Origin of the sequence: Paenibacillus sp. EKM10P (assembly GCF_011800655.1) — a bacterium.
Taxonomy (GTDB): Bacteria; Bacillota; Bacilli; order Paenibacillales; family Paenibacillaceae; genus Paenibacillus; species Paenibacillus polymyxa.
Genome location: NZ_JAALET010000023.1, coordinates 18,397 through 33,121, shown reverse-complemented (window position 1 = coordinate 33,121; position 14,725 = coordinate 18,397). Strand labels below are relative to the sequence as shown.

Annotated in this window: 14 protein-coding genes and 1 pseudogene; 5 read left to right on the top strand and 10 right to left on the bottom strand. The window is 47.0% G+C overall.

The window, feature by feature from the left end:
- Window positions 1–91: 91 nt before the first annotated feature.
- Genes HFE01_RS25880 through HFE01_RS25865 form a run of 4 tightly spaced genes read right to left on the bottom strand, consistent with a single transcriptional unit; the run spans window position 92 to window position 4,660 of the window.
- Window positions 92–1,303 (bottom strand): ABC transporter permease, encoded by a 1,212-nt coding sequence (locus HFE01_RS25880; RefSeq protein ID WP_107735254.1) that lies wholly within the window; start codon window positions 1,301–1,303, stop codon window positions 92–94.
- The gene (locus HFE01_RS25875; protein ID WP_107735255.1) at window positions 1,300–2,019 is read right to left on the bottom strand and encodes an ABC transporter ATP-binding protein; all 720 of its coding nucleotides are present in this window, start codon (window positions 2,017–2,019) and stop codon (window positions 1,300–1,302) included. Before HFE01_RS25875 ends, HFE01_RS25880 begins: the two co-directional genes overlap by 4 nt.
- A gap of 6 nt (window positions 2,020–2,025) precedes the next feature.
- Complete coding sequence (locus HFE01_RS25870; RefSeq protein ID WP_044786591.1) at window positions 2,026–3,483, bottom strand: efflux RND transporter periplasmic adaptor subunit; 1,458 nt, start codon at window positions 3,481–3,483, stop codon at window positions 2,026–2,028.
- Between the two features lie 13 nt (window positions 3,484–3,496).
- Complete coding sequence (locus tag HFE01_RS25865; RefSeq protein WP_107735256.1) at window positions 3,497–4,660, bottom strand: TolC family protein; 1,164 nt, start codon at window positions 4,658–4,660, stop codon at window positions 3,497–3,499.
- Between the two features lie 317 nt (window positions 4,661–4,977).
- Here HFE01_RS25865 and HFE01_RS25860 point away from each other — a divergent pair, with 317 nt between their 5' ends.
- Window positions 4,978–5,166 carry a hypothetical protein gene (locus HFE01_RS25860; RefSeq protein WP_013370989.1) on the top strand — a complete coding sequence of 63 codons (189 nt, stop codon included), beginning with the start codon at window positions 4,978–4,980 and terminating at the stop codon, window positions 5,164–5,166.
- 181 nt (window positions 5,167–5,347) lie between these two features.
- On the opposite strand, the gene HFE01_RS25855 is transcribed toward HFE01_RS25860, so the two are convergent.
- From HFE01_RS25855 to HFE01_RS25845, 3 genes and pseudogenes are all read right to left on the bottom strand, one after another.
- Window positions 5,348–5,671, bottom strand: a complete 324-nt coding sequence (locus HFE01_RS25855) for an MGMT family protein (protein ID WP_107735257.1) — start codon at window positions 5,669–5,671, stop codon at window positions 5,348–5,350.
- 117 nt (window positions 5,672–5,788) lie between these two features.
- Window positions 5,789–6,948, bottom strand: a pseudogene (locus HFE01_RS25850) (rhamnogalacturonan acetylesterase).
- Window positions 6,949–7,212: 264 nt separating this feature from the next.
- Window positions 7,213–7,635: a hypothetical protein gene (locus HFE01_RS25845; protein ID WP_016818468.1), complete on the bottom strand. Its 423-nt coding sequence runs from the start codon at window positions 7,633–7,635 to the stop codon at window positions 7,213–7,215.
- A 168-nt stretch (window positions 7,636–7,803) separates the two neighbouring features.
- Between HFE01_RS25845 and HFE01_RS25840 the strand changes: the two genes are divergently transcribed.
- The 4 genes from HFE01_RS25840 (at window position 7,804) to HFE01_RS25825 (ending at window position 11,553) form a co-directional block, all read left to right on the top strand.
- Window positions 7,804–8,229 (top strand): CHRD domain-containing protein, encoded by a 426-nt coding sequence (locus HFE01_RS25840; RefSeq protein ID WP_016818467.1) that lies wholly within the window; start codon window positions 7,804–7,806, stop codon window positions 8,227–8,229.
- Between the two features lie 199 nt (window positions 8,230–8,428).
- Window positions 8,429–9,622, top strand: coding sequence for an acyltransferase (locus HFE01_RS25835; RefSeq protein ID WP_107735259.1), 1,194 nt, complete (start codon window positions 8,429–8,431; stop codon window positions 9,620–9,622).
- Between the two features lie 107 nt (window positions 9,623–9,729).
- Window positions 9,730–10,431 carry a response regulator transcription factor gene (locus tag HFE01_RS25830; RefSeq protein WP_025364763.1) on the top strand — a complete coding sequence of 234 codons (702 nt, stop codon included), beginning with the start codon at window positions 9,730–9,732 and terminating at the stop codon, window positions 10,429–10,431.
- A 15-nt stretch (window positions 10,432–10,446) separates the two neighbouring features.
- Window positions 10,447–11,553 (top strand): sensor histidine kinase, encoded by a 1,107-nt coding sequence (locus HFE01_RS25825; RefSeq protein WP_019687132.1) that lies wholly within the window; start codon window positions 10,447–10,449, stop codon window positions 11,551–11,553.
- A 15-nt stretch (window positions 11,554–11,568) separates the two neighbouring features.
- Here the strand turns inward: HFE01_RS25825 and HFE01_RS25820 are convergent, their stop codons facing one another.
- From HFE01_RS25820 to HFE01_RS25810, 3 genes are read right to left on the bottom strand one after another with little or no spacing between them, the layout of a single operon-like run.
- Complete coding sequence (locus HFE01_RS25820; protein WP_107735260.1) at window positions 11,569–12,324, bottom strand: LutC/YkgG family protein; 756 nt, start codon at window positions 12,322–12,324, stop codon at window positions 11,569–11,571.
- Window positions 12,317–13,837 carry a LutB/LldF family L-lactate oxidation iron-sulfur protein gene (locus HFE01_RS25815; RefSeq protein WP_167438789.1) on the bottom strand — a complete coding sequence of 507 codons (1,521 nt, stop codon included), beginning with the start codon at window positions 13,835–13,837 and terminating at the stop codon, window positions 12,317–12,319. Before HFE01_RS25815 ends, HFE01_RS25820 begins: the two co-directional genes overlap by 8 nt.
- Window positions 13,834–14,562, bottom strand: coding sequence for a (Fe-S)-binding protein (locus HFE01_RS25810; protein WP_107735262.1), 729 nt, complete (start codon window positions 14,560–14,562; stop codon window positions 13,834–13,836). The genes HFE01_RS25815 and HFE01_RS25810 overlap by 4 nt, the downstream gene beginning before the upstream one ends.
- Window positions 14,563–14,725 lie beyond the last annotated feature (163 nt).

The window sequence follows — 14,725 nt, the reverse complement described above, 5'->3', positions numbered from 1 at the left end:
TCATGTTTTTTTATCATTTAAAACACTTATTCCATTCAAAAAGCGGGTGCTTTATCCCCCCTCTTTCGAGTAAGACAAAGCACCCGCTTTCCTATTCGTATCTTAAAGCATCAATCGGACGCAGCTTCGAAGCCTTGCGTGCCGGATATACTCCAAACAGTACGCCGACTCCCATGCAGCACAGAAAAGAGTACATCACTGGCTCTATCGAATACACAATCGGCATTTGGACGAATTTCTCGAGCAGCTTTGCACCCCCAAGACCCACCATTACACCGACTAGTCCACCCATTAGACTAAGAAAAACAGCCTCAGCCACAAACTGCAGCATAATATCACTGCGCTGCGCACCAATCGCTTTGCGAATTCCGATCTCCCTCGTACGCTCCGTGACGGACACCAGCATAATATTCATAATACCAACACCGCCAACACCGAGCGCAATTGCAGCTACACCGATCAGCAGCATATTCATAACCCGGTCAACCCCAGACACTGTTTTTAAGATTTCCGTCTGGGTCATGATTTGAAAATCATCGCCCTCTGATGGCTTTAGCTCATGTCTGGCACGCAGCACCTGCCGGATTTCAGCACTTGCCTGATCAATCCTGTCCTCCGTTGTTGCAGAGGCATTCACCTGCTGAATGCTCATATTGCCCAGCCGTTCCATTCCAGTTGTAATCGGTACATATACCTGCTGCCCGCTGTTGCTCATATTGGAATTGGAATTGGTCAGCACACCAACCACCTTAAAAGGCAACTGCTTGATCATGATGGTCTCACCGACTGCCCTGGAGGCATCCGGGCCAAAAATATTACGGGCTGCATCACTCCCCAGCACAGCCACATTCATCCGTTTATCCACTTCATAGTGAGTAAACGACCTGCCCTGAGCTAGCGACAGCTTTCTCACATGGACAAATGCCAGCGAAGTCCCCTCAATTTGCCCGCTGACCTTATTGCGACTCCACGTAATATCTGCACTGGTCATTGCACTTGGTGCTACCTCTGCGACTGCTTTTTGCTGCTCTAGCGCCTCGATATCCTCCAGAGATATCCCTTTCGTCTGATTGAACGACATGGAGCTGGACCCATCATATGGAGCATAAGGATAGATCATCAGCAGATTATTTCCCATACTATTGATCTGCGATGTAATTGTAGCGGTTGATCCTTTACCGATGGCTACAATCGCAATCACGGCGGCCACTCCGATAATAATGCCCACCATGGTCAGCAAGGATCGCAGCATATTGGTTCGCAAACTATTGAGCGATACACGAATAATTTCCTGAAATTTCATACCTTCACTTCCTCTGCCGCCATTCTTCGTTTCTCAACAGGCTGATCCTTTTCAATCCGCCCATCTCGAAAATGAATCAGACGCTTGGCGTATTCCGCAACCTCCTGATCATGAGTAACCAGTACAACCGTTTTCCCCTGATCGTTCAGACGCTGAAAAATCCCCATGATTTCCACACTTGTTTTGGAGTCCAAAGCTCCTGTCGGTTCATCCGCCAAGAGAATAACCGGATTGTTCACAAGTGCACGCGCAATGGATACCCGTTGCTGTTGACCGCCTGACAATTCGTTTGGCCTGTTGTTCATCCGGTCGCCTAGACCTACGCTAGTGAGGGCATCCATGGCTCGCAAACGACGCTCCTTGGCAGAAACCCCCGCATAGATCATAGGCAGTTCCACATTCTCCAGAGCCGTTGACCGCGGGAGCAAATGGAATTTTTGAAATACAAATCCGATTTTCTGATTACGTATAATAGCCAGTTCATCCTCGCGGGCATCTAAGATCGAATATCCATCCAAATAAAATTGTCCTGACGTAGGTAAATCCAGACAGCCGATAACATTCATCATCGTGGACTTGCCTGATCCAGACGGTCCCATAATCGCAACAAAATCACCGTCAGCAATATCAAGCTGGACCTCACGCAGAGCATGAATTTCCTGATCTCCGACATGGTACACTTTTTTCAAACCCTCAATCTGAATAACATATCTCATGCCCGTTTAAAAGCCCCCCTGCATGCCGCCCATTGCGGAAGGATCTGGCGGAGGTTCAGGAGCAGGCACAACAATCGTGTCCCCCTCCTTTACACCGGATTTAAGCTCTACTCGGTCTGGCGTGTAAAATCCGAGCTCTACGGGCTTAAATGTGCGTGCCCCGGGATTCGCAGCGTTAGCAGAAACATACACGCCATCCTGGCCTCCTTCGGATCTCAGTGCAGTCGCAGGAACGAACAGTACATTTTTGTGTACTCCCAAAATAACGGCCACATTCATAATCATGCCTGTTTTTAGCTTACCTTTCGGGTCATGTACAGACATCTCCATTAAATACGTCGTCATCCCTTCATCCGTAGAGGCTTCCGGTGAGACGAATTGCACTTTCCCTGGGAAAGATTCACCCGGATATGCATTGGTCGTCAACACAGCCGAAAGCCCCTTTTTGACCTTGACAATGTCGGTCTGACTTACCTTCACAACTACCTTAAGATCGTTGGAATCCGAGTTATTCATGGTAATAAATGGAGCCGTCGGACTGGTCCCCACATCTCCGTTCACCTTCAGGATCACTCCGTCCCACGGCGCCGTGACCTGAAGCTTGTTCAACTCATTTTTTTTCTGCTCCAGCTCAGTTGCCAGTCTTCGAACCTCTATCCGTGAGGATTGAATACTCGATGCATCAGCCGGAACCTGAGTCTTGTGAAGCTCAGCCATCGCTGCACGGTAGCCAATTTCAGCCTCTGAAATGGTGCGACGTTTTTGCGACATAAGTTTGCGGAACTGTAAATCTAGATTATCATAGTCCGTTTGTGCTTTATCCAATGCTTGCTCAGCCTGCTCCAATTCACTGTTGGATACTGCCCCGGCATCATGTAAAAACTTTTGGTCTTCATATGCCTTCCGGGCCTGCTCTAACTGTTTTTTGGAAGCTTTCTTCTGACTCTCGGCTTCTTCCAGCTCAAATGATTCTTGCGCTGTATCGACAGCCATTTTGGCCCGAAGTACATTTGTTTTCTGAATTTCAATATCCTCCGCCTTTGGACCCTTCTCCAATTCAGCCAGCTTGGATTTGGATATCTCCAAAGAATCAGACGCACTTTGGATTTGCATTTTAATTTCTGAACTGTCCAGAAGCGCCAGCACTTGCCCTTTTTTGACCTTGTCCCCGGCTTTTACGTTCACCGCAGCCAGCTTGTTTTCGCCTGCACTCGTAAAGTTCAGCTTCACTTCCTTGGATGCTTGCACGGTGCCGGACGTGTCCAGCTTCTCGCTCACATCGCCGCGCTCTACTTTAAACGTCTCGTCCTGTACTATAGGTGCTACCTGCTCTTTGGGCATATTCAGATATACTGCTGCTCCGCCTCCACCTACAACCAGCAAAACAATCGCAGTCCATATCCACTTTTTTCTCCGTTTTCTCCGTAGCTTGATTAAAGCATCATTTAAAACCGTTTCTGCCAACGCCTTTTCCTCCCTATGTGCTCCATGGCTTGTTCAACGTATACTCATTTTGATCCAACTCGATCGCCAGCTCTTCCATTTGCCGTTCAATCTGGTTCACTTTCAACTGGTTATTTTTCAATTCCATCTCGATAATTAGACCTCTGGCCCACTTTTTGTGTGATAACTCCAAGGCCTCTTTTGCTGTACGCAAGCTTTCTTCCAGTTGTACGTATTTCTTTTGGTTTTCCTTAACCGTGGCATACAAATTGCGGAGTGATTCAGCAAAATCCTTTTGACCTTTGGCGAGCTCCTCCTTAGCTGTATCAACATCCATTTTAGCTAGATCGTAAGCACCTGCACCGTTATTAAAATCAAAATATCTCACATTGAGTTCCGAAGTTTTGATACTATCCTCCAGCTTCCATAAATTCGGGTTCATGTCTGTCAGCTGTTGTATATGTAATTCAATATCCAGCTTCTTCGGTTCCTTGTACACGGGTCGATCCACCATTTCATAGGCTGTTCCGTTAGGCTGTCCCATAAGGAAGTTCAGAGCATCCCTGGATTTTTGCAACGCAATTTTTCCCTGCTCGACCGCTTGTTCCGCCTGGACTCTGGCCTGTGTACTCTCGTTTTTCGCATATTCAGACAGCTTGCCTCGCGCAAATTTGGCAAGTGCAATCTTTTCCTCCGCTTGGGCGATTTCAAGCGCCTCCAGATCATTTTTCACCTGATTCTCTGCTACAAACACACTTTGGTAGCTTTTCATTACATTAAAATATATCTGGTCTTTGGCATATTGCGCCTGCTTTTTGCTGGCTAGATAGGATAGTGTCGAAGAGTTATAATTTCTCCAAGAAGTGTTATCACCGACATATTCACCGTCTATAAAATCAACAAATGCATTTCCCAAATCCTTTTCTGCATTTTTTAGTTCAAGTCTACGACGCTCTACATCCCGCTCGGCGGTACGCGTATTGTAGCTGTTCGTCTGTGCCCATTCCACTGCCTGCTTGAGCGTTAATGGAGGTAGAGCCTGTCCCGTTACGGATGATGTCTTCGACGTAGCCGCAGCAGATGAATTAACTGACATATTTGCTGACATGCTTCCTGATGAACTGTCAGCCTGCGCAGTTGTAACCAAGCCTGTAGAAAAGGACAATACAAGCAGCACGGCAGCCGCTTTTTGCTTCATAAATGAATTTCTCCCCTTTCGGTGCATCTTCGAATCTTTTCCATTCTTTTCGACATAAATTTCCACGAATTCTCCGCATTCTAATTGTACTTTCAGGTTTATGTTGGTACAAGGTGTCAAAACAATACATTTTTGTAACCTTTACTGCCAGATTACTCATTGTATCTACTTTACATCCCATCAAACATAGATTTAATCTGTTTTTACCTGAACTTTACCTAAATTTCAGCTAATTTTAAGGAAACTAACAGCATCTATTAAGGTTTGGAACATATACTAGAGAAAGAATAACAGCCGCTCACTAGGAGGGTTAATAGATGATAAAAGAATCTCGCATGACAACTACTAACGAACCGTCTGATTTATGGATGACTCGCTTTCTACGCGAATCAGAACAAAAAAAGAAACAACTCATTCGGGAAGCCCGAAAAAATAATGATATACCGCTAATGAACAGTATTTCTTTTCACCTTGCCCAGCGTGACCAGCAGCATCTGATTGGATAAGCTTAACTGGGAAATTTAGTGCTATATATGAATACCACCCTTCGTTAATCTACATGATACGCCAGTTTAAAAAGAGACGGGACAAATCAAAACTATGATTTGTCCCGTCTCTTTTTGGCGAGGATTCAGACTAGTGTTATATTGTGTCTCAAAAACAATGCCACCTTTGCTCGTTCCTCGCCTATTCTTCCATCTCCGCCTGCGGATGATATAGATATTGATCCAGCGGGATACGTCCGTTTGCATTAAACTGTATGCCCTCCTCTTCCAAGTACAGGCGCTGCAGGGATGCGGACTCATCCTCCTGCAAAGCAATCTCTCCCAAGCGGTTGACTACTCTATGCCATGGAAGTCGATGTTTTTGGCTCAGTGTATGCAAAATTCGCACCACCTGTCTAGCACCTCTTGGGCTTCCGGCCTCTGCCGCAATTTGACCATAAGTCATTACTTTTCCCTCAGGGATCAGCAATATAATCTGAAGCACTCGGGCAGTGAAAGGCTGCATGTTCTAATTCCTCCGCGTTACTATTGCTTTTTTCCATTATTATAGCACCCTGAACAGAGGCCAAAAACCCCTGCTCCTACAAATGTAAGAAACAGGGGGGGAACCTATCATTGCAATTTAGAATCCACTCAGGCCCTGTCTTTGTAAATCCTGTGCTACCAATCGCGCCAGTTCCCTTGCACCCGCAAAGTTTGGATGTAGTGTATCACCGTTCATATACAAAGCCAGCGTAGCATCTTTGCCAATAGAGGTGAAATAAGCTGAACTAAGAACATTCAGATCGACTAAAGGCGTTTGTTCCTCTTGAGCCAGTGCCAAAATAGCGCTTCTATACATCTGTTTTCAGCGTTGTGTACATTGTTAGCATTAAAGTCAGTGGCTCGGCCTTGCGGTGTTGACAGAATTACCGTCGCCCCCTTAGCCTTCACCTGCCGAATCATATCCCGCATCCAATCCTTAAACTCCGCTTCGCTTTCGTTATGCTTTGGATTGGTGTCATTAATGCCTAATTGGAGAATAAAATAATCCCCTGGCTTGATATATTGAACGATCGCCTCTAACTGACCATCGTGATGGAAGCCTCTAGCAATCTGGCCCCCTGACGCCATATTGCGAATTTGAAAAGTATTCGTGTTTACAAACTCTGGAAGTATTTGACCCCATCCTGCCTGCACACTGCTATCTAGCGGATAATAGTTACATACCGTAGAATCCCCGCCGATATAAATCGTGCGATTCGTAACTGGATTGCTAGACAATTGCCTGATTTCCAGTGCACTGAGTGTGAAGACTGCGCCCTCTTTGCCTTCAGTAACTAGCAGATTTAATTGTCCGTCTGTCACTGGAATTTGAAAACGATCCTTGGCCCCATTTCCCGTCATATTTATGACCTGATACACCCCTTCGGCCACAACACTCGAACGAGAAGTATTTCCTAAAGTAACCGACACCTCATACAAACCTGGAGGAAGATCGACGTCGAAAGTATTCTCGCTTTTCGTACCTGTAGCCAAGAATCGTACCGCATCACTTGCCACCCCAGTCCCCGATGCACTGACATTACGCATATTCTCAGGGGTACGAAAGCCATAGCCACGTGCAGAGTCATAGGACAGCGAAGCGCTCACTCCGGTATACCCCGTTTCGACCGTACCCCCGCCAAAATCAAACTTGTACTCGCCAGTTGATGCATGTGCCGGGGTAGCTATACCCAGCCCCGGCGCACCACATAAAAAGGCTGCTAAAAGCATACCAGTCAATCCTTTTTTCCACTTCATTCTTCATTCCTCCTCCAGATTTTTAATTGCATGAAGCAAAGATTTTTTGTAAGCGCATACATAAAATTCTACCCATGGTTGCAGGGTTGTACCTATGTCATTCTTATGCAATTGAAAAATAGCTTATTCGTTAAGCTGAACTTGTACTTGTCAGCCTGCATAGTGAGTATGATCCAGTATATTATATGCCTGTACACAAAAAAGCTTCGCAGATCCAACTGCGAAGCTCCCTGAAGCAAAATTCCGTTAGTTAAAACTACTGCATTAATCCGAAACCAAAATCCCGTCGAAGCTCTCTGGACCTACTCGTATTGTACCCAGCAGGTTAGCTGATACAAAGGCTGTATACACCAATTGTGGCGTAATCGGTGGGTTAAAATCATCTGCTGAGAACGCAATAACCTGTGGAGCTAATAAACTTAAATTAAAAGTTGACGTAGCCGAATAAACAACAGGGTCTGTTATCTGCGTACCTCTCACAATAGTAATTGTAATCCCTACTAAAGCAAGTGGAATTTGGAGAGATATAGTTCCTTTAAGCAGAACCCGTGGTGTACCTGTAGCTCCTTGGGTGTTTAATCCGATCTGTCCGAACAATTGCGGCGTATTTAAAAGAGTGATTGGGATGGCAATAGAGTTGGCTGTCGAAGCATTTTGGGATGTTCTCCCATCAATAAATGTTCCCATAGTTTCTCCTCCTCTCTCTATCAGATACTCATAGTCTATGAAAAAATCAGTTTTGTGCTTGGACTGAATAACTTGTAAAACACACAACTTCTGATGAATAGGCGAATGTACAGCCCCTTCTCTGATCCTGTGAATACACTAAACCAACACTGGGAAAGGAGGGACGTAATGTCCAATAAGTTTAGAGCCACGTTGAGGGGGGCTAATGAAGTGCCTCCTGTCAGAACGAATGCGACAGGAACTGCGGAATTTCGTTACCGTCCAGCGAGCCAGCAATTAAGCTTTGAGCTGACGGTTCGCAATATTTCACGGGTAACTGAAGCGCACATTCATCTGGGACGAAGAGGAGAAAATGGTCCTGTTGTTGCTACACTGTTTGGCCCTTCGAAGTTTGGGATTACCGTAAGAAGAGGTGTCGTTACCGGCGTGCTGCGTGCAATTGATCTTACCGGTCCACTCAGAGGCAGAACCATTAATGATTTGGTATGCCAAATTAGAGAGGGCAATGCCTACGTCAACGTCCACACGATCCGTCATCCGAACGGTGCCATTCGTGGGCAAATCAGACGCGCACCTATCAAACGTTGCAAATAACGAATGAACATGAGTACTAAAAAGAACTTCCATGCTGCTCATTTTGAGCCTATGGAAGTTCTTTTTTTTAATTCTTAACAAAAGTTAAGAAGTTCATAAGCGATTCTTAAGCCGCTCCCTTTCAGGTTGTTAAGAACTTTATCTTTTAATAGAAAGAGTTCAACAAGATACAGTTCACTACTGAAAGGAAATGAAGCTTATGAAGCCTACGACCAAAGAAAAAATTCCTGAATTACAGTTGGTCAGAGCCATGGCGATTTTAGCCGTCTTAATGGTACATGCCACTTCCTATGCAACGGTCCAACTTACAAATTCCAGCCTTTATGTTGTATATAATGCGCTCAATGTGTTGATGAAGTACGGTACCCCTGTATTTATCGCGCTTAGCAGTATGGTGCTGTTCTATAACTATAAGGATCGTCCGCTGGGACGACAGCTCTTGAGGCGCTTTTATAAGCAGAGATTGCTGTACATCCTCTTACCTTATGTCATGTTTTCTCTGTTTTATTTCATCCTGTCCCTTATGGCTGGCAGTACCGAACCATGGAGTATAACTACACTTGCGGAAAACTTTGCTCTGAAACTGGTTACAGGCAAAGCGTACACCCATTTATATTATATTTTTATCATGATGCAATTTTATCTTGCATTTCCATGCATACTGTGGCTGTTCCAGCGTTATCGGCAATTTCCGCAATGGTCTATTGTCATTGGGCTGCTGCTACAGTGGTCATTTATAATTAGCAACAAATTTCTCTTTCAGGTTCAAAATAAAGGCAGCTGGGCGCTGTCCTATGTGGCCTGCTACATGCTGGGCGCAGCTCTCGGCTATTACTATCCCCAGCTTCGAACTTGGTTTCTGGTACGTAAGGAGGAACGAAGTTTTACAAGCGTGCTGACATGGATCGCAATTTGGGCTTTATGGCTGATTTCAGCCACCATTCATGTCTATATGTGGTACGAAAATAGATTGTACGGAACCTCGTACAATTCGCTAGTTTTTGAACTTATGTATAACATGTACAGCCTGTCTAGTACGCTGGTATTACTACAGATTTCCTTTTTAATGTATAGAAGACAACATTCCTTTGTCATTCGCAAGCTGGAACGTCTGGGCACACTGTCCTTTGGTGTGTATCTCATACATCCATTTTTCCTACTCTTGTATCGGCAGTTTTCACCACACATTGGCTCACCGCAGCTTATTCATGTGTGGTACGCTGGAGGTTTTTTCTGTGCACTTCTTTGTTCTTGGCTCGTCGTGTCGGTCATCGCCCGCTTCCTGCCATGTGCGTGGATTTTGTTCGGTCAACTACCGGGTACAGGAAAAAGGAACTTCAAGCAAGAAGAGCGCATGTCTTCGCCCGAAACGCTACTATTCAAAGGACGATGATATCCAACAAACGACCTGAGAAGAGTGTCCATAGCCTCCAACGCCAAAAAGGTATATAATACGCCCATATTGTATACTGCTGGAAAGAACAGAAAGGGTGCACAACCATGCATAACGGAACCATTTTATTAGTAGACGATGAACCTGAAATTATTAAGCTCATGCAAATATATTTAGAAAATGAAGGATATCGCTTGCTCATGGCACGGGACGGACTGGAAGCGCTGGAGCAGGTTAATCGGGAACAGATAGATGTAATGGTGCTGGATGTGATGATGCCCAACATGGACGGGATTGAAGCCTGCATGAAAATCAGGGAAACCGAGCATTTTCCGATCATTATGTTGTCTGCGAAGGGACAAGATATGGACAAAATTACAGGGCTTAGCGTTGGGGCCGATGATTATGTCACCAAGCCGTTCAGCCCGCTGGAGCTAGTGGCACGCATCAAATCCCAGCTACGTAGAGTACGGAAATATACCCACTCCTCTCCTATATTGGAGCATGAAATGGTTCTGGATGAACTCTCCATTAACACTGTTACACATGAGATCACTCTCGCTGGAGAATCCGTTAAGCTGACTCCGCGTGAATTCGCTATTGTTGAGCTTTTGGCTCGACACCGGGGTCAAGTGCTGAGCATGGAGCAGATTTATGAGAAGGTCTGGAAGGAACAATATCTGGAATCCAACAACACGCTAATGGTACATGTGCGTAAAATTCGCGAGAAAATTGAGACTGATCCAAGAAAGCCCAAATACCTGAAAACAGTGTGGGGCATCGGCTATAAAATGGAAAAATTCGATTAATGGAGGACTTGCGTCTTGAAGGCAAAACGATACGATACGCTGGGATGGAAGCTGGCAGCCCTTAGCCTTGCCGCCTTCACTTTAACTGGACTAATTTTAATGGTGTTTTATTATGGAGCGTCTTTGCTGTTATGGCTGAATCCCTCGCGTTCTTTTTTTGGCACTCGGCTGATCCGCTGGACCGTCAATCACATTGGTTCCTCACTGATCTTGCTGGTGTGTGGGCTGCCTTTATATATTTATTTCTTTTTCCTTTTTACCAAAAATACGATTGGCTATCTACGAGAGATTACGACAGGGATGCAGAATTTCGCGGACGGAAATTTATCCTATTCGATTCCGGTATCTTCCGCAGATGAACTGGCAACCTTGGCAAAAAATATGAACACCATGGCAGACAAGCTCCGTCTTTCAATAGAAGAAGAACGGGCTTCCGCCAAAGCGAAAAACGACCTGATCACTGGTGTATCCCACGATCTTCGCACCCCGCTAACATCGGTGATTGGCTTTTTGGAGTATATTGAAACCGACCGTTACCGGGATGAAATTGAGCTACGCTATTATGTAAACATTGCTTATGAAAAATCGCTGACGCTTAAAAAGCTGATCGACGAGTTATTTGAATACACGCGTGTGAGTGGAGGTAGCCTGCCACTGGAGCTGGAGCCTGTAGACCTCGGCAAATTGCTCACTCAACTTGCTGAGGAATTTGTACCCTCACTGGAACAGGCGGACATGTCCTATCGTGTCCGAATCGTTGAGCCTGTTCGGATTTTGGCCGACACGGACGAGCTGGTGCGCCTGTATGAAAATTTATTTTCCAATGCGATTCGATACGGAAAGGATGGCAAGCGTCTCGATATCACGATAGGACGTGAAGGCGATGAAGCGATAGTGATCTGCACCAACTACGGCACCCCGATTCCACCGGAAGATGTCCCACATCTCTTTGAACGGTTTTACAGAGTGGACAAATCACGCTCCAAGGAAACCGGAGGTACCGGGCTGGGCCTTGCTATTACCAAAAGCATTACCGAACTGCACAATGGCCGCATTTCGGTTAGGAGCAATCGTAGACAAACGGATTTTGAAACCCGTTTTCCGATCTATCGCGCCCGTTAGACGGGCAGTATAACGCTAACCAACCAACAACGTATAAACGATACCTGGTCCGTGTACACCGATCGTCAAATCATTTTCGATATCCGACGAGCGGCTCGGTCCAGTAATAAAATGAATGCCTGCGGGTAATTGCTCACGCCCTGCTACGTCAAAACGGTTTAAAATCTCGCCCAGTCGTGTTCGCAGACGTTCCACGGGCAGGAGAATGATCAGCACAGTCGGCAGCAGACTGACCGAGCGCCCCTTCTGCGGCGAGGATAGCACTGCTACCGAGCCGGTGTAGGCGGCGGCCTCATCGGCCATGACAATGCCGATATCGGCCTCCGCGGCGCGTGCCTTCCAGTCTTCGGCTGGATCGGTGTTCCACACCGACAATCGGACTTCCGGTAGCGCTGCTTCCAACTGAAGCGCATCCAGGTCCGGCTCATTCTGCCGGACGATATAGGCTGCTCCCAGCTCGCGCGCCTTGTGCGTGATCCAGTCTGCCGCCTTCTTCAGATCTGGCAGACGCACCACGTGTCCGCCAACACTTGTAAAGTTGGCGGTGAACTCCTCAATGCGCTGCTCCGCACTCCATTCGAATTTGTGCCAAAACGCAGGTGCGCCGCGAAACGGCTGCATCGGTGGCTCCGTCTGTCGTGGACGCTTGAGCCGCGTCGCAATGCCTTCCATAAAGCGTGCCTGCTTGACACGGGATTCTGCTTGCATTTGATGAAGCCATGCTCCATGCTCCGCTTTTGCTTGCGCAGAAGGATTACGCTGTTCACTCATGCTGCATCCCTCCTTTTCTTCTATCCGCCAAGATCGTCTCCATTCGGCTGAGAATGTCCGGATGCATGACCTTGCGTTCCTGCTCCAGCTCATGCGCTAGTGTGTTCCAGTGCCGACGGAAGGACTTATTCGCCAGACTTGGAGCCACACGATACGTATTCCAGCCTTTTAAGGGGCCAAGCTTAAGGGTAATCTCTCCCTTACGGACTACCGCTTTCTGTGCGATCTGTCCGAGTCTGATCGCCGCAACGAATCGCTTCGAGCTGGAAACTACCGCCGCAAAACCTTTCATCCCGATCGTCTCCAGTTTATCCCCTTGTCCTGCCTCCACCTTGCGTCTACGTAAATAAACCAGCATATCATGCAGTGGTATTTTGACCGGACAGGCTTCATAACACGCCCCGCACAGACTGGACGCACTCGCAATATCGTTCCACTCTTCGATGTTGCCATGAAGGGCAGGCGTAAGCACTGCACCAATAGGGCCGCTATATGTCCCGCCATACGCGTGTCCCCCAATGTGTCGGTACACCGGACAAGCGTTCAAACAAGCGCCGCAGCGGATGCAATTTAACAACTCTTGAAACTCAGGATTGCCTAGCTGAAGCGAACGCCCGTTATCTACGATGATAATGTGCATTTCCTCCGGTCCATCGGCATCCTGGCTGCGCCGGGGTCCTGAAATCCCCGACATATACATCGTCAACTTCTGTCCGGTAGCGGAGCGTGGCAGCAATGTAGCCATCACCTCCAAATCTGTCCAGGATGGAATAATTCGCTCCATACCCATCAGTGTGATTTGCGTTTTGGGCAGAGTAGAAACCATGCGAGCGTTGCCTTCATTTTCAAACAAAACCATGGAACCCGTCTCGGCAATGGCAAAATTGCAGCCTGTCATGCCAATATCCGCTTCTAGAAACTTTTCACACAGCTTTTTGCGGACAAAGCCCGCCAAAATCGTCGTATCTGCGGACAGCTCCTCCCCTGCTTCTTTAGACAGCAGCTCGGCAATCTGATAGCGGTTTTTGTGAATCGCAGGGATCACGATATGAGATGGTGCCTCTCCCGCCAGTTGAATAATATACTCACCGAGGTCACTTTCAATCGTCTCGATATCCGCACCTTCCAGCGCCTGATTCAAATGCAGTTCCTCCGACACCATCGACTTGGATTTGACGACAGAACGGGCTTGATTATGCGCGGCAATGTCCAATGTAATGCGCACGGCATCCACTGCGGTGTCGGCAAAATGGATATGCACCCCGTTGGCACGGGCATTTTCTACAAACAGATTTAAGTAATAGTCCAGATGGGCAATGGTATGAAGCCGAATTTGACGCCCCCGCTCACGCCATTCCTCCCAATTTCCATGCTGCTCTGAAGCTGTCCGCTTGCCATTGCGCAGTCGCTCGGTAGTGAAACGAACTGCATTCCGCAAAAAATCATCATTCAGAGCCAGCTCTGCACGTTTTTTGACCTTTTGGTTCATAGAGTGCGTATGTACAGCGGTCATGCGTGCTTCACCCCTTCGTATAACAGCTCTGCCAGATGCATCACCCGAACTGGCTCTTTCCGATATCTGAGATTACCGGCGATATTCATCAAACAGGCCATGTCCAGTCCGACCAGTACCTCGGCTTCCGTCTCCCTGATATGGTCCACTTTTTCAGTCACCATCGCTCCCGAAATATCGGGCATTTTCACCGCAAAAGTACCACCAAACCCACAGCAGTCCTCTGCAAAAGGAAGCGGCACTAATTGCAAACCCTTTACGCTGCCAAGCAGCTTCATCGGTTCCTCCTTTACGCCGAGCAAACGTGTTCCATGACAAGACGGATGATAGGTTACCGTATGCGGAAAAGACGCACCCACATCGGTCACGCCAAGCACCTGCACCATAAATTGTGTAAACTCATACGTCTTTTGCTCCAGCCTCCGTGCCGACTCCAGCCACTCAGGCTCATCCTTGAACAACTCCGGGTAATGATGAATCATATATGTGCAGGAACCGGAAGGAGCTACGACAAAATCACTGTTATTAAACGCTTTCAAAATCGTTTTTGCCGCTGCCCTTGTTTCATCCCAATAGCCGCTGTTATAGGACGGCTGCCCGCAGCATGTCTGCACCTTGGGAAATTCCAACTCGACACCATATCTGGCAAGCAAGCGGGCCATCGCTTCCCCTACCTTGGGATAAATCGCATCACTTAGACAGGTAATAAATAAAGATACCTTCAAACGGCACACCCCTTCCGTCCATTTTCCAAAGGAAAACTTTCATCATAAGCATACGCTTGCAGTGGGATTCTCACCTAAGTAGATCTTACTCATCAGAGAATCCCGCTGCAACAGCGATCGTAAATCAAATGAACCGCAGAGCGACCTCACGCCGGAAACTACC

Bases quoted from the DNA above. Each gene is read 5' to 3' on its own strand.
- HFE01_RS25880 (WP_107735254.1), bottom strand. From the start codon at position 1,303: ATGAAATTTCAGGAAATTATTCGTGTATCGCTCAATAGTTTGCGAACC.
- HFE01_RS25875 (WP_107735255.1), bottom strand. From the start codon at position 2,019: ATGAGATATGTTATTCAGATTGAGGGTTTGAAAAAAGTGTACCATGTC.
- HFE01_RS25865 (WP_107735256.1), bottom strand. From the start codon at position 4,660: ATGAAGCAAAAAGCGGCTGCCGTGCTGCTTGTATTGTCCTTTTCTACA.
- HFE01_RS25860 (WP_013370989.1), top strand. From the start codon at position 4,978: ATGATAAAAGAATCTCGCATGACAACTACTAACGAACCGTCTGATTTA.
- HFE01_RS25855 (WP_107735257.1), bottom strand. From the start codon at position 5,671: ATGCAGCCTTTCACTGCCCGAGTGCTTCAGATTATATTGCTGATCCCT.
- HFE01_RS25845 (WP_016818468.1), bottom strand. From the start codon at position 7,635: ATGGGAACATTTATTGATGGGAGAACATCCCAAAATGCTTCGACAGCC.
- HFE01_RS25840 (WP_016818467.1), top strand. From the start codon at position 7,804: ATGTCCAATAAGTTTAGAGCCACGTTGAGGGGGGCTAATGAAGTGCCT.
- HFE01_RS25835 (WP_107735259.1), top strand. From the start codon at position 8,429: ATGAAGCCTACGACCAAAGAAAAAATTCCTGAATTACAGTTGGTCAGA.
- HFE01_RS25830 (WP_025364763.1), top strand. From the start codon at position 9,730: ATGCATAACGGAACCATTTTATTAGTAGACGATGAACCTGAAATTATT.
- HFE01_RS25820 (WP_107735260.1), bottom strand. From the start codon at position 12,324: ATGAGTGAACAGCGTAATCCTTCTGCGCAAGCAAAAGCGGAGCATGGA.
- HFE01_RS25815 (WP_167438789.1), bottom strand. From the start codon at position 13,837: ATGACCGCTGTACATACGCACTCTATGAACCAAAAGGTCAAAAAACGT.